This window comes from Thalassospira sp. MCCC 1A01148 (assembly GCF_001613795.1).
GTDB lineage: Bacteria > Pseudomonadota > Alphaproteobacteria > Rhodospirillales > Thalassospiraceae > Thalassospira.
Genome location: NZ_LPVZ01000018.1, coordinates 39,558 through 59,439, shown reverse-complemented (window position 1 = coordinate 59,439; position 19,882 = coordinate 39,558). Strand labels below are relative to the sequence as shown.

At 54.5% G+C, this 19,882-nt stretch carries 20 protein-coding genes; 8 read left to right on the top strand and 12 right to left on the bottom strand.

Annotated features, from left to right (window positions below):
* Nucleotides 1-197 precede the first annotated feature (197 nt).
* The 4 genes from AUQ43_RS06815 (at nt 198) to AUQ43_RS06800 (ending at nt 4,480) form a co-directional block, all read left to right on the top strand.
* Nucleotides 198-914, top strand: a complete 717-nt coding sequence (locus AUQ43_RS06815) for a hypothetical protein (protein WP_062955514.1) — start codon at nt 198-200, stop codon at nt 912-914.
* 204 nt (nt 915-1,118) lie between these two features.
* Nucleotides 1,119-1,961, top strand: coding sequence for a lipopolysaccharide assembly protein LapB (locus AUQ43_RS06810; RefSeq protein ID WP_062955513.1), 843 nt, complete (start codon nt 1,119-1,121; stop codon nt 1,959-1,961).
* Between the two features lie 178 nt (nt 1,962-2,139).
* A complete protein-coding gene (locus AUQ43_RS06805; protein ID WP_062955512.1) occupies nt 2,140-3,504 on the top strand; it encodes a DUF2254 domain-containing protein in 1,365 nt (454 codons plus the stop codon).
* Nucleotides 3,505-3,592: 88 nt separating this feature from the next.
* A complete protein-coding gene (locus AUQ43_RS06800) occupies nt 3,593-4,480 on the top strand; it encodes a GyrI-like domain-containing protein (protein ID WP_062955511.1) in 888 nt (295 codons plus the stop codon).
* Between the two features lie 77 nt (nt 4,481-4,557).
* Here AUQ43_RS06800 and alaS read toward each other — a convergent pair whose 3' ends face one another.
* The 6 genes from alaS to AUQ43_RS06770 form a co-directional block, all read right to left on the bottom strand.
* Nucleotides 4,558-7,212 carry an alanine--tRNA ligase gene (gene alaS, locus AUQ43_RS06795; RefSeq protein ID WP_062955510.1) on the bottom strand — a complete coding sequence of 885 codons (2,655 nt, stop codon included), beginning with the start codon at nt 7,210-7,212 and terminating at the stop codon, nt 4,558-4,560.
* A gap of 189 nt (nt 7,213-7,401) precedes the next feature.
* Nucleotides 7,402-7,932 carry a GNAT family N-acetyltransferase gene (locus tag AUQ43_RS06790; protein ID WP_062955509.1) on the bottom strand — a complete coding sequence of 177 codons (531 nt, stop codon included), beginning with the start codon at nt 7,930-7,932 and terminating at the stop codon, nt 7,402-7,404.
* On the bottom strand, nt 7,919-8,062 hold the full coding sequence (locus AUQ43_RS06785) for an entericidin A/B family lipoprotein (protein WP_062955508.1): 144 nt from the start codon (nt 8,060-8,062) through the stop codon (nt 7,919-7,921). Before AUQ43_RS06785 ends, AUQ43_RS06790 begins: the two co-directional genes overlap by 14 nt.
* Nucleotides 8,063-8,273: 211 nt before the next feature.
* Entirely contained in the window at nt 8,274-8,450 is a 177-nt protein-coding gene (locus tag AUQ43_RS06780; RefSeq protein ID WP_084272025.1) for a DUF1328 domain-containing protein, read from the bottom strand.
* A 100-nt stretch (nt 8,451-8,550) separates the two neighbouring features.
* Complete coding sequence (locus AUQ43_RS06775; protein WP_062955506.1) at nt 8,551-8,691, bottom strand: entericidin A/B family lipoprotein; 141 nt, start codon at nt 8,689-8,691, stop codon at nt 8,551-8,553.
* A gap of 224 nt (nt 8,692-8,915) precedes the next feature.
* Nucleotides 8,916-9,968 carry a hypothetical protein gene (locus tag AUQ43_RS06770; protein ID WP_062955505.1) on the bottom strand — a complete coding sequence of 351 codons (1,053 nt, stop codon included), beginning with the start codon at nt 9,966-9,968 and terminating at the stop codon, nt 8,916-8,918.
* A 131-nt stretch (nt 9,969-10,099) separates the two neighbouring features.
* On the opposite strand from AUQ43_RS06770, the gene AUQ43_RS06765 reads away from it, so the two are divergent.
* Entirely contained in the window at nt 10,100-11,110 is a 1,011-nt protein-coding gene (locus AUQ43_RS06765) for an AraC family transcriptional regulator (RefSeq protein ID WP_084272013.1), read from the top strand.
* A gap of 104 nt (nt 11,111-11,214) precedes the next feature.
* Here the strand turns inward: AUQ43_RS06765 and recA are convergent, their stop codons facing one another.
* Nucleotides 11,215-12,288: a recombinase RecA gene (recA, locus tag AUQ43_RS06760; RefSeq protein WP_062955504.1), complete on the bottom strand. Its 1,074-nt coding sequence runs from the start codon at nt 12,286-12,288 to the stop codon at nt 11,215-11,217.
* A 560-nt stretch (nt 12,289-12,848) separates the two neighbouring features.
* Nucleotides 12,849-13,328, bottom strand: coding sequence for a nickel-responsive transcriptional regulator NikR (nikR, locus tag AUQ43_RS06750; RefSeq protein ID WP_062955502.1), 480 nt, complete (start codon nt 13,326-13,328; stop codon nt 12,849-12,851).
* Nucleotides 13,329-13,432: 104 nt separating this feature from the next.
* Here nikR and AUQ43_RS06745 point away from each other — a divergent pair, with 104 nt between their 5' ends.
* Both AUQ43_RS06745 and AUQ43_RS06740 read left to right on the top strand, forming a co-directional pair.
* Nucleotides 13,433-14,221, top strand: coding sequence for a DUF4198 domain-containing protein (locus AUQ43_RS06745; protein WP_062955501.1), 789 nt, complete (start codon nt 13,433-13,435; stop codon nt 14,219-14,221).
* Nucleotides 14,222-14,223: 2 nt separating this feature from the next.
* A complete protein-coding gene (locus tag AUQ43_RS06740; RefSeq protein ID WP_114129864.1) occupies nt 14,224-14,772 on the top strand; it encodes a hypothetical protein in 549 nt (182 codons plus the stop codon).
* On the opposite strand, the gene AUQ43_RS06735 is transcribed toward AUQ43_RS06740, so the two are convergent.
* From AUQ43_RS06735 to AUQ43_RS06720, 4 genes are all read right to left on the bottom strand, one after another.
* A complete protein-coding gene (locus AUQ43_RS06735) occupies nt 14,773-15,672 on the bottom strand; it encodes a DMT family transporter (RefSeq protein WP_062955499.1) in 900 nt (299 codons plus the stop codon). It abuts the gene before it with no gap.
* Between the two features lie 253 nt (nt 15,673-15,925).
* Complete coding sequence (locus tag AUQ43_RS06730) at nt 15,926-16,603, bottom strand: ABC transporter substrate-binding protein (RefSeq protein WP_147250460.1); 678 nt, start codon at nt 16,601-16,603, stop codon at nt 15,926-15,928.
* A 76-nt stretch (nt 16,604-16,679) separates the two neighbouring features.
* Nucleotides 16,680-17,408 (bottom strand): hypothetical protein, encoded by a 729-nt coding sequence (locus AUQ43_RS06725; RefSeq protein ID WP_062955497.1) that lies wholly within the window; start codon nt 17,406-17,408, stop codon nt 16,680-16,682.
* Between the two features lie 345 nt (nt 17,409-17,753).
* On the bottom strand, nt 17,754-18,416 hold the full coding sequence (locus AUQ43_RS06720; RefSeq protein ID WP_147250459.1) for a hypothetical protein: 663 nt from the start codon (nt 18,414-18,416) through the stop codon (nt 17,754-17,756).
* Nucleotides 18,417-18,799: 383 nt separating this feature from the next.
* On the opposite strand from AUQ43_RS06720, the gene AUQ43_RS06710 reads away from it, so the two are divergent.
* Nucleotides 18,800-19,837, top strand: coding sequence for a sodium:calcium antiporter (locus tag AUQ43_RS06710; RefSeq protein ID WP_062955494.1), 1,038 nt, complete (start codon nt 18,800-18,802; stop codon nt 19,835-19,837).
* The last annotated feature ends 45 nt before the right edge of the window (nt 19,838-19,882 follow it).

Here is a 19,882-nt window from a genome sequence, read left to right as displayed (position 1 = left end):
AAGACCACATTGCAAAGGCCCCGGCATGTGTCGGGGCCTCTCAGATTCCAGATACCGGTCCGTGCGAACCCTCTTTCCCAACAGATACTTTTGGCATCCATCCCTATCCGTTTGCGCAACAACCCATAACTTTGAATAGTTTACCCTTTCATCACAGACACTTAAAAATTGAAGTGACGTTGAGGAAAGGGACACAAATGATCAAAAAACTCGTCGCACTTGCAACTGCCGCCTTGCTGACGGGCTGTGTGACTGCCGCAGACAAATTTCAAACCGACATGCCTATCGGAACAGTCGTAACAGACAAGGTTTCAACGCCACAGGGAGACGTACTTCTCCCGCCTGGCAAGTGGACTGTTGTTGGCAAAGATCTATTTCGAAACAACAATTACCATCCATTTGGGCAAGTGGCCTTGGCGCAGATTTCTGTGACCAAAGAATTGGATGGTTTGGTCTTTTTCACGACACCACTTGAAAGCCATTTCGGTTATGGCTTCTATGCTACTGGTGCCTGTGATCGTAGGGAAGGCGACCTGTATCACGAAAAGTCATCCAATCAGGAACTAGGCGTTCAGGGATGCTTTTCGGTACGGGATCTAGGAGTTTCGCTCGACGACTCCGACGAAGCTCATCTGACCCAAGCAGATAGCTATCTCGATACCCATAACGTGTATCGGCATGATTCGATGCTATTCAGCGCGTATCGCGTGGTACGCGGGCATAAGCTGCTTGTTGTACAATACGGGTTCAACTATCGACAGCCTACTGGCAACGTAATTCCCGGCTATACCCCAGCGGAAAAGTTCAACTATGACAAGTCTTTCGGACGGGAACTCTGGAAAACGAATTTGGAAACTGTCATCGCTTGGTCAAAAGAGAAAGAAGACACCATTCGATCGACATTCCTGGACTAAGGCGAATACTAAATCCGTAAAGCAAAGGCCCCGGCACGCTCCGGGGCCTTTTCTGTTTCACCGTCACGCGCAGCCCATGAAAGACGTCATGAAGTCGTTACCACATAGGGCTGGTAATGATCGGTTTGGTGACTATAATCCCATCGTTAATCGATAAATTTAGGGGTCCGGACAACGGATCATGACTGGATTGGGAGACCACCTATGAATGCAATGTCCTTTTCCGATATGGGGCTTGCGGCCTTGAAACAGCAGCAGTTTGATGCCGCGATCAATATGCTGCGTCAGGCACTTGGCGAAGACATGGATAATCTTGCGGCCCGTTTCGGGCTGGCACGTGCCCTTCATGAAAAAGGTTCGATCATCGAAGCAATCGGTGAATATCGCACGGTGCTGCAATCTGATGGGGGTCATGAAGACTGCCTGCATCACATTGCACGCGCCCTGTTGCAAAATGGCGATGCACGCAGTGCCTTGAACCATGTTGATATTGTCCTGCGTGGCAAACCAACCGACCCGGAATTTCTGACCCTGCGTGCTCAGGCGCTGATCGCACTTGAACGCTATGAAGCTGCACTTTCCGCGCTGCAATCCGCCGGGCATCACAGCCCAGGCTCTGAAACCATTCACCGCCTCATCGCAAGCTGCTATCGCAGGAACGAGGATTTTGAAAACGAACGCCGTGCAGTCGAACAATTGTTGCGCATCAACCCGTCGTCGCTTAGCGCATCCAACGATCTCGGTGCGATCAACCTGCGTGAAGGTCACCTGATCGCAGCGTTCGAGGCATTCGAACAAATCCTTTCACAAGAATCGGAACACCCGCAGGCGACACTTAATCGCGCCATCGCCCTGACCGTGATGGGCGGTATGGATCATGATGCGATCTGGAACCGGGTGATGGTGGTCTGCGACGCGATCGAGAATCTTGATGAAATCCGCACTGCTGCAGATCAACTGGCAAAGCTGCCTGACAATGCCCGCAAGGGCACGCCAGAGGCAGCAACCCTGATCAGCATGGCCGCCATCAAAGAGATTGATATCTGATCTGGCTCAGGTCCTTCTTCGAGCACTTCCCGAATTCATTCCTGCCCGTAAAGCAGACCGGGCGGGAACTGCATGCCTTGCCCGGCGTTTAATCGTATGATGTCGCTTGCGTTTTCCCTGATCCGGATGGCGCGATACTGTTTGATCTGCCTTTGGTTCAAAAAGGGGGCCTTGCGTCATGGTTCAACGCCTGATCCGCGTCTGGGAATTTCTGGCCTATAGCCTGTGGCTTTCGCCCCTGCTTTTCGCATTGGGCGGGGCGGCAATTGCTGTTGGGGTAATGGCCCTCCCGCAAGAGATCCTGCGCAATAGCCTGCCGGACCTTTTGCCGGGTTTCAGTGAAATCGAAACGGTCCGAAGCCTTCTTGAGACCTTGCTGGCCACCATTGTCACCATGACGACATTTGCCCTGTCGATCACGATGGTGGTTCTGACCCTTGCCGCCGGATCGCTGGGCCCGCGCATGATCCGCAACTTTATGGGCGATAACAAAACCCAGAACGCGCTTGGCATCTTTGTCGGCAGCATCCTGTTTCTGATCACATCGCTTGTGATGATGGGAAGCAATCCGGAAAGCGGACCGGTCCCGCGTCTTGGCGCGACCGTCGGGATTGCGCTTTTTGTTATCAGCGTCTTTGTCCTGATCCTGTTTGTTCATCATCTTGGCCGGTCCATCGTTGCCGATGAAGTCATTCAGCATGTCGGCAAGAACCTTGAAGAAACCATTCAATCGGCCTGCACCACTTTGGCCGCACCAATCAAGGCCGCTGAAAAGGCACAAACCACCCTGCCCGACCCGCAGGACATCACCAAGGATCAGGGCATTTGCATCGGCGCATCAGGATATGTGCAGGGCATCGACTATGAAAAGGTCTGCGAAATCGCCAAGGAGACCGATACCCGCATTTCGCTGGTCATCCGTGCCGGACATCATGTGCTGGCAGGTGACATCGTGGGACAGATCGTGCCTCTGAAACCGGACGGTTCCGGCAAGCGTATCGCCCAATGCCATGCCGATCTCCTTGAGGTGATCATGATCGGCACCCACCGGACTGCGATGCTTGATGTCGAATTTGCGTTGCGCCAGCTGGTCGAGGTTGCCTTGCGCGCCCTGTCGCCTGGTATCAATGATCCGTTCACCGCCATTGCTGCGGTCTATCGCCTTGGCCGTGCGCTGCCCCATGCCATGGAATTCCGCTATCCGGTCGGCATCTGGATTGATGATCATGAAGAGCTCCGCTTAAAAGCAAAGCTATCGGATTTCGACGGCATGCTGGGTGCCGCCTTTGATCAGATCCGTCAGGCTGCAGGCAGCAAACCCGATATCTTGCTGCCGATGGCAGAGGTGCTGGAAAGTCTGATGCGACCGGCCAAGACCGACCAACAACGCGACACATTGCGCACACATGCCCGCATGATCGCAAGTGCTGCGGAACGCAGCGTGCCCGAAGAAAACGACCGCAAAGCTGTGCTCAGGGCCGCAACCCGTGTTCTTCGCCATCAGCAACCGGCCGCAAACGCCGATGACGCCAAAGGCGCATAAACCGCAAGAATGGTCAGGCAATCCTTTTCAATTCCGGGCAGACTGATGCAATCAAGCCGTCAACCAACTCCGTTGAAAAGCGATCCCGATGACAACCTGCCCGAATGATCACTTGCAAACCCGCTTTGCCCGTGTCATCGCCCACATTGATGCCCATGCAGACCGCCAGTTGGACTTGGCAGAACTGGCCGGGATTGCGGCTTTTTCGCCCTTTCATTTCCACCGCCAGTTCGCCGCCCTGTTTGACATCACTGCAACCCACTATATCCGGTTGGTTCGGATATATCGTGCGGCCCACAGTCTTTTGTTTCGCAAAGATATCCCGATCACCGACATCGCCTTTGACGCCGGGTATGAGAATGCGGAGTCCTTCTCGCGCGCGTTTCGCAAGCTCCATGATCAAAGCCCGTCAGACTTTCGCAGCCATCCCGACTGGGATAACTGGCAAGCCCCCTATGCCAAACTTCAACAGATTCGGAGGAACACGATGACCGGCACGGAATCTGATAACGTCACCATCATCGAATTCCCGGAAACCCGAACCGCCTGCATGGATCATATTGGCTCGCCGGCCCGGATTGGCGAGACCATCCAGCGCTTTATTGCCTGGCGCAAGATCCATCATCTGCACCCGTCAAAACACGCAACCTTCAATATCCTCTGGTGCAACCCCGAAGACACTCCAGCCGATGAATTTCGCATGGGCCTTGCCGTTGCCACCGATCAGGAATTTTCAGATGAAGACAACAAAAAGGGTTTCTATTCCCAAACCCTGCCCGCCGGACGCTATGCAAAACTGCGCCATATCGGCAGCGACCAGACATTACGCGACAGTGCGCTTGCGCTTTATCGTGACTGGCTACCGCACAGCGGTGAAACACCGGGTGACTTTCCGCTGATTTTCCAACGGATCGCGTTTTATCCAGACGTCGCCGAACATGAGGCGATTACAGATATTCTTTTGCCACTGGCGTGACTGATAATCATCAGACAAAACAAAAGGGCCCCGTTTGGGGCCCTTTTTATTCTTCATACTTTTGTGGCTGAGATCGCTTATCCCGCGATATGCGCCTCGATCGCGGCCAGTGCGGCATCCGCCTGCGACGGATCAGAACCGCCGCCCTGGGCCATATCCGGACGACCACCGCCGCCCTTGCCGCCAAGCTTCTCAACACCGATGCGCACAAGGTCAACTGCGCTGTATTTGTCTTTAAGGTCTTCGGTCAGACCAACAACGATGGAGGCCTTGCCACCGTCACCGGACACAAGTGCAACAATGCCCGACCCCATCTGTTCACGGAGTTCGTCGACCATGCCTTTGAGTTCCTTGGCCGGAATACCGTCAAGCGAACGCAGTGCCAGTTTGACACCGTTGACTTCCTTGAAGGCATCGCCACCCGACGTCGCGCCCGAGCCAGCAGTTGCCAGCTTCTTGCGCAGATCGGAGACTTCGCGTTCCAGACGACGACGTTCTTCCTGCAGTGCCTTAACACGTGCCGGGACATCTTCCGGAACAGCTTTCAGATCCGCAGCAACAGTAGCCAGAACGTTTTCACGTGCCGACATGTAGTTGGCTGCATCCGCACCGGTCAGTGCTTCGATGCGGCGCACACCGCTTGAAACAGCACCTTCGGAAACGATCTTGAACATGCCGATATCACCGGTGCGCTTTACATGCGTACCGCCGCAAAGTTCAAGCGAATAGGCATGTTCATTGGCAACAGGTTCGCCCATCGACACAACGCGGACTTCATCGCCGTATTTTTCGCCAAAAAGCGCCATCGCGCCCAGCTCAATCGCCTCGTCCGGGGTCATCAGACGGGTGGTGACTTCGCTGTTTTCGCGGATCAGGCTGTTCACGTCAGCTTCGATCACGGCTGCTTCCTCTGCCGTGACGGCCTTGGGATGCGAGATATCAAAACGCAGACGATCAGCCGCGACCAAGGATCCCTTCTGGGTCACGTGATCACCAAGATGCTTGCGCAGTACAGCATGCAAAAGGTGGGTGGCCGAGTGGTTGGCACGAAGGCTTGAACGGCGGGCATGATCGACGCGGAATTCCGCGGCATCGCCGACCTTGACGTCGCCCTCGGTCACCTTGCCAAGATGCACATGCAAAGCACCAAGCTTTTTCTGGGTGTCGGTGATTTCGATGATCGCACCGTTTTCGGTCTTGATCACACCGGAATCGCCCTGCTGACCACCGGACTCCCCAAAGAAAGTCGTCTGGTTGGCAATCACGGCAACTTCATCACCCGCAGATGCGGATTTGACTTCGGCCCCGTCCTTGATCAGTGCGGTAACAACACCCTCGGCGGTTTCGGTTTCATAGCCAAGGAACTCGGTCGCGCCATCACGGTCATTGATGTCAAACCAGACTTCCTCGGTCGCAGCTTCGCCCGACCCGGACCAGGCGGCACGTGCCTTGGCTTTCTGTTCTTCCATGGCGGAGGTGAAACCGTCTTCGTCGATGCCGATTTTACGTTCTTTGAGCGCATCAGCCGTCAGATCAAGCGGGAAGCCATATGTGTCATACAGCTTGAAGGCGACTTCACCCGAAAGGGTCGCGCCAGCATCCATGCCATCGGTGGCGTCATCAAGCATCTTGAGGCCGCGATCGAGCATGGTTTTAAAGCCCTGCTCTTCGAGCTTGAGCGTTTCTTCGATCAGCGCCTGTGCACGGACCAGCTCCGGGAAGGCACCGCCCATTTTGCGAACCAGCGACGGGACCAGTTCATACATCACCGGGTCCTGGGTTCCGATCATGTGCAGGTGACGCATCGCGCGGCGCATGATGCGGCGCAGAACGTTACCGCGACCGGCATTGGACGGCAGAACGCCATCGGCGATCAGGAAGCTGGTGGAACGCAGATGGTCGGCAACCACGCGGTGCGACACATTATGCGGGCCATCCGGATCGGTATTGGTGGCGTCAGCCGATGCTTCGATCAGCGCGCGCATCAAATCGATGTCATAGTTGTCGTGTTTGCCCTGCAGAACAGCCGCAATGCGTTCCAGGCCCATGCCGGTATCGATGGACGGCTTTGGCAGATCGACACGATCACCATTTGCCATCTGCTCGTACTGCATGAAGACGAGGTTCCAGATTTCAATGAAACGGTCACCGTCTTCTTCCGGGCTGCCCGGAGGACCACCCCAGATGTGATCGCCATGGTCAAAGAAGATTTCCGAGCACGGACCACACGGACCGGTATCACCCATCGACCAGAAGTTATCCGAGGTCGGGATACGGATGATGCGATCATCGGTCAGACCGGCGATCTTTTTCCAAAGAGCATGTGCCTCGTCATCGGTGTGATAGACCGTGACCAGAAGCTTGTCGGCCGGAAGACCGTATTCCTTGGTGATCAGGTTCCAGGCAAATTCAATCGCGTTTTCCTTGAAATAGTCGCCAAACGAGAAGTTGCCGAGCATTTCAAAGAAGGTGTGATGGCGGGCGGTATGACCGACATTTTCAAGGTCGTTATGCTTGCCTCCGGCGCGCACGCATTTCTGCGAGGTCGCGGCACGCGAATAATCGCGGTGTTCCTGACCGGTGAAAACGTTCTTGAACTGAACCATCCCGGCGTTGGTGAACATCAGGGTAGGGTCATTGCGCGGCACCAGCGGGCTGGAAGAAACGACTTCGTGGCCGTTCTTGCGGAAGAACTCCAGAAACGTGGTGCGGATATCGTTAACGGTCTGCATATCTCTCCAACCCGGAAAACGCGGAACAACTGCGTCCGCCATGCTGGCGAACGGACTGCCCTATTTAGCGGCTCGGCCCTGCCCTGTCCAGTCAGGCGAAAGGAGTCCGGGGCATTTGCCCCAAGTTTTCCAGAAATTGGCGATCAGATGGCTTTTAATCTGCTTTTGCTGACCCGAAATTCACCACCCTCAAGGCAGAAATGTGAATCGGTCGCGGTTCATTGCCGCAACAAACCCGGCCGGTTCAAACCCAAGCCCCAAAAGCAGTTTGCGCGATGCGACGTTCTCAGGATGAGCAAAGGCCGTTAACTCCTTGATTGGCGTCATGTCACGCGCATGTTCAAGTGCGGCCATCGCCAGTTCCCGACCAAATCCCTGACCCCACGCCGCCGGGACCAGGTAATAGCCAAGTTCCGGTCCCCAGCCGGGGTCAAACGGATCGGTATAAAGCCCGCCCCAGCCGATGATACGGCCCGTCTTGCGCAGCCGCACAACCCATGGTGCAAACCCGTCGCGACGCCGGAACCATTCATGCACCAACACACGCTTGCGACAGGCCGCAAAGCTTTCATCGCACTGGGTGAAGCGCATGGCTGTGCTGTCACCAAGGAAGGCATAAAGATCGGGGATGTCGGCCAGCCGCGCGCCACAGAGCTCAAGACGTTCTGTATAAAGCGGGGCTGCAGGAACGTGTGCCGTTTTCGGACTAGTCGTTTGCACTGTCCTGAATCGTCTTGCCAAGGTTTTCCATATCGCGCCCGAACCCTTCGGCGGTTTCACAGGCACCAAGGGCAAGACCAAAGCCAAGAACCATCAGGATGGCGAAAAGACGCTTTGTGATCGTTTCCATCTTTGCTGAATGCTCCATTCAAGTCCGAATATCGGGCATTGTGCCCGGCTTGTTATTTATTGCAATAGTTTGGCGCGCCACGCATACGCGTGCAACTGTTATCAAGACGGTCAGGTTTGGCCCAAACGCAGAAAGGACGCCATTTTGGCGTCCCTTTTATAAAGCGTTGCTCGTATCGCAAATTTGTAAATGCCTCAATCAGATGGCTTGATCAAACGGGCGGACGACGGCCGCGGAATGCGTTGACCACAAGGGAAATCACAAACAGCACGATAAAGACGAAGAACAATATCTTGGCAAAGCCAACGAAGGCCCCGGCAAGTCCGCCAAAGCCAAGAACGGCGGCGATCAGTGCCAAAACCAAGCAGAATAGTGCCCAACCTAACATGTTCTTATCTCCTTTTTCGGTGTTCGCTGACACACCATTGGTGCAACCTGTTCAGGTGCAGCCAAATGGTCTGTCAGCAACACAAGCAAGGACCGATCTATCAATCAGCTTCTTCCTGAATGGCTTCGCCAGCATCTTCGACGTCTTCGCCAAAACCTTCGGCGGTTTCACAGGCAGCAAGGCCAAGGCCCATGCCCGAAATCATCAGGATCGCGAAAAGCTTTTTCATCGTGTTCGACATGATCTTTCTCCTGTTTGCTCTTGTTGATGCTCACAGGATTTCAAACGACAACAACCGTGAATTGTTCCGGTGACGGTTTTTCAATGTATTCTTTTTATCAACACACCCCCTTGGAAAGGCCCATTTTTCCGGGGAATTTTCCCAATCGTGATCATTTTGGGGCAGGAGCAAACGCGAAGACCAATCTTGATCCCCCGCGCCCGTCTTGGTGTTAACCGGTCACTTCACGATGCACCGGGATCAAGCGAAAGAAAGCGACTGATTTCATCAATAATCTGGCGATGGATCAGGGCGCGGTCCGTGCCTTCGGGGTCTGAACAGATTGGGTCATCTTCCATCTTTGCCAAAAATTCGGCCGCCCCCGCATTGCATTCACCAAGGAAGGTCAGATGATCGGCCGGGGCAAAAACCGCATAGGACGGGTTATCCAACTTGCCCAAAAGGTTACTGCCAGTCTCCGTAATATCTGCTGCCTTCCAGCCATGTTCGCGCCCGAGACGGATAAACAGCAAATCCGGATCAACATCATCAAGACTGGCGTCATTAACCGCAAATGTCATGCCCGGCTCGATCGCAATGAATTTTGATATGCGGGGGTCTTTTGATCCAGCTTCAAAATCCGCGGGCAGTTGATCAAGACGTACGCCGCCCTTTTGCAGGAAGGCGCAATCCTGAACCGTCGTGCCGAACCGTTGGCAATATTCGCGATAGGCATCACGATCAAAGCGCATCCCGGCAAGGTTCAGCACCGTCGCCCCGCCAAGCGAAAAGCCCGCCGCCGCGATGCGATCAGGATCGATATATGGTTCGAACTCCGGGTGTGAGAGAAGCTGATCAAGGGCGGCATGAAGGTCCATCGCACGCGGGCCGAGCTCTGGCTGGCGGCGCGGCGATGAGTCACCCGATGTGCTGCCGGGGTGATTGACCGCAAGCACCATGGCCCCGCGAAGCGCCAGTTCCGACGATAACCAGCCAATCGCGTCCATGTTCCCGCCCGAACCGTGCGACAGCAAAATCAGGGGATGTTTGCCAGGCGCAACAGCCGCGCCGATATAGGCATCCGTGCTTTTCCAGATCGCACTTTGATTGACCGGGGCGCGATAGATGAATGTATCGGCAGGATACCAGATGGATGCCGCAACCGGACGCGAACGATGGGCAGCATCAACATCAAATCGATCATATCCTGCCAGATCACCACCAGCATGGGCCGGCATGGACCCGAGGGTTGCGAGAATGCCAACGGCAACAACAAGTGCAGAAGTTACGTGTTTCATGATTTCAATCCGTGTTCTAAGTTTCACGGACATCAAATTGCACCTGCCTTGCGGTTTGTGGCGTCCTCGAACCGGTTTCAGGACGTGCAAAACCGGTTTTGGGACATGATCGTCTGGATAGCGCCGCCACCATGATTGCATTACCCGTTCCCTTGATTGTTGCCCTACTGCTGGTTTTCCTGTTCGTTCGCTCTGTGCTGTTTGAAAAAACCACGCCGTTGCTGGGGGCTCTTTTGCTGGCCTGTGCAGTTCAAAGTGTCGTCGTTTCCATCGTTCATTATTACGGCGTGACGGAATTGCGCCTTGTTCAGCCGATCACCGCATCCGTGATCCCGGCTTTGGCATGGGTCGCGTTTCTTGAAGGCGGCGTGCACCAGCGTTTTCAGCGCAGCGATATCTGGCATCTTGCCGCCCCGATCGTGATGGCCGGGGTGGTGACGATCGCGCCAATGCTGATTGATGCGCTTCTGGGGGGATTGTTTGTCGGGTACGGGCTTGCAATTCTTCTGGTCTTGCACCGTCAGCGCAATGAACTGGCCCACACGCGTCTGGCATCCGGTCCGGTCCCGGCCTTGATCTGGCGGGTGATTGCCATTGCCCTGATCATCTCGGCAGCAAGTGACGCCCTGATTTCCGCGACCCTGCAACTGGGCGCAAAGGACGCACCGGGCATTATCCTGAGCATCTTCTCGTCGCTGGCCTTGCTCGCCATCGGCTTTTTGGCCCTGTCACCCGCGATTGCGCTGGCGCAGGATGATGATCAGCAAGGACAGACCGAGCCGGACACCGGAAATCATGATCCCGATATTCCGGTTACAGAAATCATGGAACAGCTGGAAGAACTGGTCAGCCGCGAGAAGCTTTATCTTGATCCGGATCTGACGCTGGCGCGCATCGCACGGCGTTTGGGATATCCGCTTAAACAGGTTTCAACGGCGATCAACGCGGTTACTGGCGAAAATGTGTCGCGCTATATCAATAAATACCGGATCGACCATGCCTGTCGCGCACTTGACGCCGGCGAGAATGTCACCAACACCATGCTGGCAAGCGGCTTTAACACCAAGTCGAACTTCAATCGCGAATTCCTGCGGATTACCGGCAAAACACCAAGCCAGTGGCAGCAAAAATCGTCCCCATAGTCCCACATGTGGGCAACGCGACCTGTTGGCGTAAATGAACAAAGAAAAAGGCGGGACCAATGTTGATCCCGCCTTTTTGCAATCCGTTCGAAAGATCAATCAGATCAATCGTCGTTGACCGGATCATCCTCGCTCATGTTGGTCATGGCTTCGGCGATCAGACCGGCGCTCTCGCGAATGCTGGTTTCGATCTCCTTGGTCATTTCCGGATTTTCGCGCAGGAAGTTCTTGGCGTTCTCGCGGCCCTGACCGATACGGGTCGAGTTATAAGAGAACCAGGAACCGGATTTCTCGACGATGCCAGCCTTGACACCAAGATCAAGGATTTCACCCATCTTGGAAACGCCTTCGCCATACATGATGTCGAATTCGACCTGCTTGAATGGCGGGGCCATCTTGTTTTTGACGACCTTGACGCGCGTCTGGTTGCCCACGACCTCGTCACGGTCCTTGATCTGACCAATACGGCGAATATCAAGACGGACAGAGGCATAGAATTTCAGCGCGTTACCACCGGTGGTGGTTTCCGGGCTGCCAAACATTACACCGATCTTCATACGGATCTGGTTGATGAAGATGACCATGCAGTTCGACCGCGAAACGGAACTGGTCAGTTTACGCAGCGCCTGGCTCATCAGGCGGGCCTGCAGACCCACGTGGGTATCACCCATTTCACCTTCGAGTTCAGCACGCGGCACAAGGGCCGCAACCGAATCGACGACCAGAACATCAATCGCACCCGAACGTACCAGCGTGTCGGCAATTTCAAGCGCCTGCTCACCCGCGTCGGGCTGGGAAATCAGCAGCTCATCGGTGTTTACACCCAGCTTGCGCGCATAGCTTGGATCAAGTGCGTGTTCGGCATCGACAAAGGCACAGGTCCCGCCAAGCTTCTGGGCTTCGGCGATGGTATGGAGTGCGAGCGTGGTTTTACCGGAACTTTCCGGGCCATAAATTTCGACGATACGGCCACGCGGCAGACCGCCAATGCCCAACCCGATATCAAGACCGAGCGAACCGGTTGAAATTGCGGAGATATCAACGGCGCTTTCCCGCTGACCCAGCTTCATAATCGAACCTTTGCCAAATGCCCGTTCGATCTGCCCAAGGGCGGCTTCGAGTGCCTTCTGCTTATCCATAGTATCCTTATCCACCAAATGCAGCGCGGTCTGAATCATTGCTCGAACTCTCTTATTCCACAGGGCCGGGTTGGATGCAACGCAGGCGGTTCCCCGGACCTAGATGCGGAACGCCACCGCTAGACTGTCTTGCCTGTTGCCGCGGCCTGCCACCGCGTTCTCATCAACAAAACAATTGAGAACATAATGCGAACATTCTCACAAAACTTCAGATGTTGCAAGTTTGTTCTCATTTATCCATTTATCAAGCAGGAAAGCCAACGCCGTTTGCCTTCCCAAGAGCTGTCGCGTCCGGGGCAAATCCTGCACAAACAGGGATCGGGCAGCCGTTTAACCAGATCATGGCAATGGCACCGGCACCTCCCACAAGGCAGGCTGAACAATTGGCGTCGCAAGAATTGGACGCCATGCACATTTATTTGGATTCTCGGCACATTGTATTCCGGCAGGCAGGCAGTATGCTTCTCGCATCGCGTCCCAAACGCGTATCCCTCAGGGGATGGGAGGCGCAGCTGTCAAATGCCTTGCGGTTTTAGAGCCATCGCACGGCGTCCTCAGACAGCGCCCTCCCGGCCACTGGGCGCTGCCACGCCTGAAAATCAGGTCGAAATTTTCAGATGTTCGTGCTTGTGCGGGTGACCTTCGTGATCACCGCCATGGTGATGGGTCTCGACATGAAGCTCTCCCGGTACGGAGTAAAGCTGCCCATGTCGCACACCGGGTTGTGCCAATACCTTGTCTGCAAACGCACGAATTTCGGAAAGGCGTCCGCGCAAGGTCACGCTTTCAAGACAGGTATCATGATCAATGTGGAAGTGAACCGTGGAGACGGTCAGATTGTGGTGTTCGTGCTGTGTGCTCATTAAACGCGATGCCAGCATGCGTTCTTCGTGATCATAAACATAGTTCAGAACCGCAATCCCGACCCCGTCGGCATTTTCTTCCAACTTGGTGTTTTGAAGCTTTTCACGAATCAGATCGCGAAACCCTTCGGACCGATTGGTGTACCCCCGATGATCCAAAAAAGCGTCAAACGCCTCCATCAGATCGTCTTCAATCGATACGGTCACGCGGGTCATATTGACTACCTTTCAAAATCAACGGCTTGACGAGTATGATCTTTTTTGAAAAATTCATACCCGACATTGTTCTCCCATAAAACCAATTTCCCAAAGGATCGCAAATGTTTCAATCAAAGTTCGCAGCCAGCATGGCGATTGGTGCGGCAACATTCCTGATCGGCATGTCGGCAAGCGCCCATGAATTCATGGCAAGCCACACCCCTGCGAACGCAAAACCGGGCGAGAATGCGACACTTGTTCTTGATTCTACCCATCAGTTTGGTCTTCCCGAAGAAGCAGAAGGCGTGAATGATGTCCGCGCCACACTGATCACCGCCGATGGCACGAACGACATTGCGATTTCCCAAAATGACGACGCTCCCAACCTGATCGGCAGTTTTGAAATTCCCAATGCAGCCAGCTGGATTGCCGCGCATCGTCTGGGTGTTGTCTGGTCACAAACCCCTGATGGCTGGCAGGCTGGGGGTGCTGACAAGCACCCGGACGCCATTGCATCGACCCGCTATGAAAAGTTTGCCAAACTTCTGGTTGGCGGCGAAAGCACTTCTGATTTTGTCACCAAACCGATTGGCGACATGCTTGAAATTGTCCCGCTCAGCGACCCGCGTGACACCGGGGTTGGCGAGGATGCAGAATTCCGGATTCTGCTAAACGGCCACCCGTTGACGACATCGGTGCTGGCAACCTACGGCGGATTTACCGAAACACCGTCCTCCTGGGCCTATGCGACCGAAACACTCAGCACTGAAGATGGCAGCGGTATTGCCAAGATCCGGGTTTCTGCCCCGGGTTTGTGGATTGTGCGTGTCGCAGCCGATATGCCCGATGCCGAGGAAGGCGTTGGCAACCATAACCTCCGCGCGACTCTTTCCTTTGCCGTTGATGAATGATGATGGCACGGATCGCCTTTTATCACCTTTTGGTTCTGATGGCCCTGCTGATTGCGGGGCCATTGGCCACTTCGACATCGGCCCATGCCCATGGTGCTGGTTGGCAGGTCGAAGACAGCGCCCAAACAAAGACCTATGGTTTCCGATATACTGACGGATCCCCGATGGCCTTTGCCGAGGTTGTTGTCACAACCAAGGACGGCAAGGTCTGGCAAAAGGCGCGTACGGACCGGATCGGTCAGTTCTCCCTTGGGCTTGGCAGCACAACGCCACAAGATGCGCCAAGTGAACTCCACCTCAAGGTGGCCGATGGCATGGGGCATGTTGTGCAATTGACTTATCAACCAACCGATACCACTGCCGTTCCGGCGGGCGGCCAGAAAGCTGCTGGCGCGTCGGCAATGACCGCAACGACCATCCAGGGCACACCCGCCCTGTTTGATTTGCCGCTTTGGGCAAGCATCCTGTTTGGCTGCAGCATCCTCGCCAACCTGTTTGGCGGGCTTTTGCTTTGGCAGCGTCGCCAGATCGCCCGGAAACCGTCGGACTGATCAGGGCATAAACAGCAAGGCCACCCCGCCAAACGCAAGGCACGTTCCTGCCACGGCCTGAAACCCGACAGGCTTGCGCAGGATCAGGCCTTCATAGACGATCAGAATAACCGGCGGCAGCGCCATCAGGGTTGAGGCAATACCGACATTGGCATTTTGAACCGCCAGCATCGAAAGCCACACACCGATGGCAGGCCCGACAAGGGCGCCTAGCAACAGCCATTTGCCAACATCCGGCGCGATACAGGCCGTAACAGTCCGACGCACCCGGCCAAGGATGACCGCCAGTCCCCACATGGCAATCACCGCGACCAGTGTTCTGATCCAGGTCGCGGAAAGAGCGGAATAACCATCGATCAAAGCATATTTCGCGGTGATCAGATTTGCGACCTGCCCGACCGCGCCACCCAGACCAAACAAAATGCCAATGACGTAATTGCGCCCCTCAAGCCCGATCGGCCGGCCCTTTTTGCCAAGAATGACAATCAAGACCCCGCCCACACCGCATGCAATTCCGGTGATTTCAATCGGTCGAAGTGTTTCATCAAACAGGATCCAGGCCAGAATCGCGCCCATGATCGGGACCGTCGACATCAACAACATCGACAGTCGCGCCCCAATCAGAACAAAGGCCTGAAACAGCATGGCATCACCAATCACCAGCCCCAGCACCGAGGAAAGCGACAACCAGCCAAGCTGTTCCCACGTGACGGCGTTTGGCCATGGCTGCCCTTCAAGTATCCAGTGCAAAAAGGTCAGACAAAAGATCGAACATGCCAGACGTCCACGGTTGACGGTTTGTGCACCGGCCTTGCCGCCAACATTGGAAAAAATCATGCTCGATGTCGCCCAACAGAGCGCAGCAGTTAGGGCGGCAGCTTCGCCAAACAGGGGGATCATGGGGCGTTTCCAAAAAATGGTTTGTCTGTCCGACTTTGATGCCGGTTATGAGTGCAGGCCGTGGTGACGCATACCTGCCTCTGTCATACAGCGAAGTTTTACATCATTTGCAATGGATTTTATTACCCGGCAAAGACGCAAGCTTCCATTGGCCGACATGTCTTAGGCCGCATAACGGAAAATAGACTGATCAGATGATGGTCTTGATGAAGGTCTTGAGGGCGCAACACAGCGGCCAGACGGTGTTTGATGTTTATCGATCGTAGATATCAAGAGCCTGAAAATCAGATTGGTTCAGCACACGCGTGATTTCTGGCAGATATTTTTCGTTCTTTTTTGCGAGCCAAAGATAGGCACGGCCGTGTCTGACCAGGGTTCTGGTCGCAAAAACCAATTGCGCCTCATACTGTCTCAGATTATTGCTTTCGATCAGAAACGCATCCAGACGACCTCTTAGAAACATATCAACGACGATGTCATATGAAGGTAAAAAGATCCGGTTGATATGCGCGCCAGAGGCCTCCAGCGACCATTTCGTGCCACGCCGAAGCCCCAATGTCACGGCACCAAGATCATCAATCGATGTGATGGTGGGATCAGAGGTTACCAACATCCCATCACCGGATATCAGCGGGACCGGAACCATTACTGCCTTGCCGCCGACATACGGCGCAAACTCCGGCAACCTTGGAAAATCGCCGTCAATCTGACCACTCAGAAGCATAGTCTCTGAACGACTTGCAGGCATATATTGTACTGAAAGGCAGGGGTCATGACCGACAAAGATGTGTTCGAGCTTTTCACCGACTTCTCTGCCGATGGCATCTTCAAGGCCAGCCAGTTGCAAACACGGTTGTGCTCTTACTGAAATTGGCTGCCCGATGAGAATCACAAGGGCAATCAACACACTAGCGGTACCGAACAACCGCATAAAGCGGACTCCAAGCCTGATCTGAAACATTAGATAAGATGATACAATTTCAACTTATCAGATCAGGTCTGGAGATTCACGACTTTGTTTCGGTTCCCGTTTCCGGTTCCAGCGAAGCTCGGAAAAGGTATGTTCCGCGATTGAATTGCGGCAACAGGGCCTCGTATTCCTTACGAAGCCAGCTGTATGTCGTATGGGCTTCGAGTTCGATCGTGCGATAGCCCTCAGGCACACCTGAACTTTGATTAAGGGAGAAATCGTCAATCAACAGTCCGTCCAGCCGCCCAAGGCGCAACATTCGCAACATCATGTCCGCCCCACCGGGAACCATCACGATATCGGCAAGGCCAACCAGTTCCTGTTTGCCACGATCATCACCAAGCCATACCCCGATCTCCTTGTCTTTAAGATCGCTTAATGCATGGATCGTTGTATCTGCGGTGATCAGCACGTTTTTGGGACGCCCGACCACGACTCCTCCGGCGACAAGCGGCACGCCGGCGGATTGTTGAATGGTATCCCCGCTGGCAAACACGCCATCAATTTCACCGCGCTTCAGCGAAACCGCCGTCCGCTTGTTGGGCAGCCAAACCGGCTGAACACACAAGCCCGCCTCGGCCATTGCCGCGCGATATCGTTCGGCAGAACGGTCATGGTCCGCCATTTCCGGCAGGGCAATCTTGAGACAGACTTCCTCATCGGCACGTGCCGATGGCAAAAGTTCAAATGAAAGGAAAAGCGCCGTCAGAAGAATGACAGCAAACATCCACGAGCGAACGATCGCATTTGGCTTGCGAAGCGCCATGTTAATACCCCCAAGGCAACATCAATCCCAATCGTTGTGGGACAGGTTGCTTTACCTTCCTGATTGCCCGCCGTCATTTAAATGCGGTCGGGTCATTATCATTGATTATTAGGTTCGGCTTTTGCCGTTATGGGAAAAACTATAAGCGCAATCCAAAAGCCCCTGCAAGCGCCTGTTTATCTCCAGGATAAGGCAAACGTATAGGTTTTGATGATCATCTAAGTCGCGCATGTTTCCACACGACAAGCGCCCGACGAAACCGATATTTGCAAATCCCGATTTGGCGGGCAAATGCGCACATCAAAGGCCAACGTCATTACTGATGACTGAAGCGTATCAGACGCCCTATTGGGCAAGCGCGGCAAGAAAGGTGCTGGTAGCCCGGTCGAACTGCGGCTTGAGTTGGGCATACTCTGCTTTTAGCCAGCTATGAACTTCGAAATGATCAACTGTGATGGCCTTGTACCCGTCCGGTATGCCCCCGGAGGTCCCGAGCGAATAGGCATCAAGCAGCATGGCATCTATTCGCCCTTCGGCCAGCATTTCCTGCAACATTGATGCGCCGCGTGGAACTTTGACAACGTTCGGATAGTCTCCCAACAGCTTGTCACACCATGTCGCGCCAATCGGCACGCCGAGCACCTCGTCACCAAGGTCTTCGATACCTTTGACGGGACCATCTCGCACAATCAGATAGCCGTTTAGCGCCCCCAACAGTACGTCCCCGCGCACCATCGCGACATTTGCCTCACGGGGCAAATCATCCCGTGCAGCGAAAACACCATCAATCCTGCCAAGGCGCAGGGCATAAACAGCCCGGACCTGAGGATACATACGGGGATAAACGCAAAGCCCCTCGTCCTTCATAACCTGATGATAAAGATCGATTTTCCATTGATCGGCAAGGATTTCCGGCATCGCGATCCGAAGGCATCTTTGCTCGGCACTGGCAGAAGGCAAAAGCCCAAAGGACAGCAGCAGGGCAACAAAGCCAATTGTTGCGAGCACGCAAATTTTGACAAAACGATACTTTGAATTGCGCACCATACAGCCCCCACGGCAGTTTCATTATTCTTGTTATGCCGCCCCCGAAGTTTCTTGATTCAATCTTATCGGGATTAATTTTTTTCGGGTCAGTTGCCCCTTTTGGGAAGACGATACGTGGGAATATTTGGTTTGACCAGCACGAAACACGCCGTTTGGCCAAACCCGCCGAAATACGCTGGCCCAACAAGGGTCAGGTGCAGGATTCCATGGATTGAGAAAAGACCCGCGAACGTGAATTGCCAACCACGAACATTGCGTTGGCAAACAAAACCCGATGCCAAGGGAACAAGCAAGCCTGCCAGTAGTTACATCATCAAGCCTTATCTGTTTGTGGAAAGTCGTATATGCCCTTTGACCTTGGCCAGCAGTCGCTTGGCATGATTGTGCTGACCTTTGCAGTTTGCACGCTGATCATCGGTTTTGCCGGAACCCGCCTTGCGGGGGTGGCGGTCAAGTTGGCCGAACGCACGGGCATGGGGCAAATCATCGCCGGGGCGCTGTTTGTTGGCATGTCGACCAGTCTTCCGGGCAGTGTCCTCTCGGTTACCACCGCCTGGCAGGGGCATACCGATCTTGCCATTGGCAATGCGCTTGGCGGGATTGCGGCCCAAACGACGTTTTTGGCGATTGCCGATCTGTTTTACCGCAAGGGCAATCTTGAACATGCCGCTGCCAGCGCAACCGGCCTTGCGCAAACGACATTGCTTGTCAGCATGCTTTCCGTGCCGGTTCTGGCCTATGCCGGACCGGACTGGACTTTTTTCCATATTCATCCGGCATCCATCCTGTTGTTCATTATTTACGGGTTTGGCCTGAGTCTGTTGTCGGAGATCCGCGACGAGCCGATGTGGCACCCCAAGAAAACCGACCTGACCGAAGAAGATGCCAAACAGGATGGACATGACAGTCACCCGGAAACCAGCGCAAGACTGTGGGCCGAATTCCTTGCCTTTGCCCTGCTAACGGCGGTTGCCGGTCACATTATCGGTCAAGCTGGCCTTGCCATTGTTGCCAAAACAGGGATCAGCGAGACCGCAGTTGGAACTTTCCTGACGGCGATTTCAACGTCCTTCCCAGAATTTGTCTCGGCCATTGCGGCAGTGCGCATTGGTGCTGTTAATCTGGCGGTCGGGGACATTATCGGCGGCAACGCCTTTGATGTGCTGTTTCTGGCGGCATCTGACATCGCCTATCGCGAAGGGTCAATCTATGCCGCCTTTAGCAATCAGCACCTGTTCACCATCGCGTTGGTTATCCTGATGAGCGGCGTGTTGCTGTTGGGCATGCTCAACCGCGAGAGACGCGGCATGGGCAATATCGGCTGGGAAAGTGTGGCGATGCTGGCCCTTTATGGGGCGTCGATCTTTTATCTGGCAGGCTAAACGTCACAACATTGACCGGCCGGTTCTCATCGCCTTGTGACCACG

Bases quoted from the DNA above. Each gene is read 5' to 3' on its own strand.
- AUQ43_RS06815 (WP_062955514.1), top strand. From the start codon at position 198: ATGATCAAAAAACTCGTCGCACTTGCAACTGCCGCCTTGCTGACGGGC.
- AUQ43_RS06810 (WP_062955513.1), top strand. From the start codon at position 1,119: ATGAATGCAATGTCCTTTTCCGATATGGGGCTTGCGGCCTTGAAACAG.
- AUQ43_RS06805 (WP_062955512.1), top strand. From the start codon at position 2,140: ATGGTTCAACGCCTGATCCGCGTCTGGGAATTTCTGGCCTATAGCCTG.
- AUQ43_RS06800 (WP_062955511.1), top strand. From the start codon at position 3,593: ATGACAACCTGCCCGAATGATCACTTGCAAACCCGCTTTGCCCGTGTC.
- alaS (WP_062955510.1), bottom strand. From the start codon at position 7,212: ATGCAGACCGTTAACGATATCCGCACCACGTTTCTGGAGTTCTTCCGC.
- AUQ43_RS06785 (WP_062955508.1), bottom strand. From the start codon at position 8,062: ATGGAAACGATCACAAAGCGTCTTTTCGCCATCCTGATGGTTCTTGGC.
- AUQ43_RS06780 (WP_084272025.1), bottom strand. From the start codon at position 8,450: ATGTTAGGTTGGGCACTATTCTGCTTGGTTTTGGCACTGATCGCCGCC.
- AUQ43_RS06775 (WP_062955506.1), bottom strand. From the start codon at position 8,691: ATGTCGAACACGATGAAAAAGCTTTTCGCGATCCTGATGATTTCGGGC.
- AUQ43_RS06770 (WP_062955505.1), bottom strand. From the start codon at position 9,968: ATGAAACACGTAACTTCTGCACTTGTTGTTGCCGTTGGCATTCTCGCA.
- AUQ43_RS06765 (WP_084272013.1), top strand. From the start codon at position 10,100: ATGATTGCATTACCCGTTCCCTTGATTGTTGCCCTACTGCTGGTTTTC.
- recA (WP_062955504.1), bottom strand. From the start codon at position 12,288: ATGATTCAGACCGCGCTGCATTTGGTGGATAAGGATACTATGGATAAG.
- nikR (WP_062955502.1), bottom strand. From the start codon at position 13,328: ATGACCCGCGTGACCGTATCGATTGAAGACGATCTGATGGAGGCGTTT.
- AUQ43_RS06745 (WP_062955501.1), top strand. From the start codon at position 13,433: ATGTTTCAATCAAAGTTCGCAGCCAGCATGGCGATTGGTGCGGCAACA.
- AUQ43_RS06740 (WP_114129864.1), top strand. From the start codon at position 14,224: ATGGCACGGATCGCCTTTTATCACCTTTTGGTTCTGATGGCCCTGCTG.
- AUQ43_RS06735 (WP_062955499.1), bottom strand. From the start codon at position 15,672: ATGATCCCCCTGTTTGGCGAAGCTGCCGCCCTAACTGCTGCGCTCTGT.
- AUQ43_RS06730 (WP_147250460.1), bottom strand. From the start codon at position 16,603: ATGCGGTTGTTCGGTACCGCTAGTGTGTTGATTGCCCTTGTGATTCTC.
- AUQ43_RS06725 (WP_062955497.1), bottom strand. From the start codon at position 17,408: ATGGCGCTTCGCAAGCCAAATGCGATCGTTCGCTCGTGGATGTTTGCT.
- AUQ43_RS06710 (WP_062955494.1), top strand. From the start codon at position 18,800: ATGCCCTTTGACCTTGGCCAGCAGTCGCTTGGCATGATTGTGCTGACC.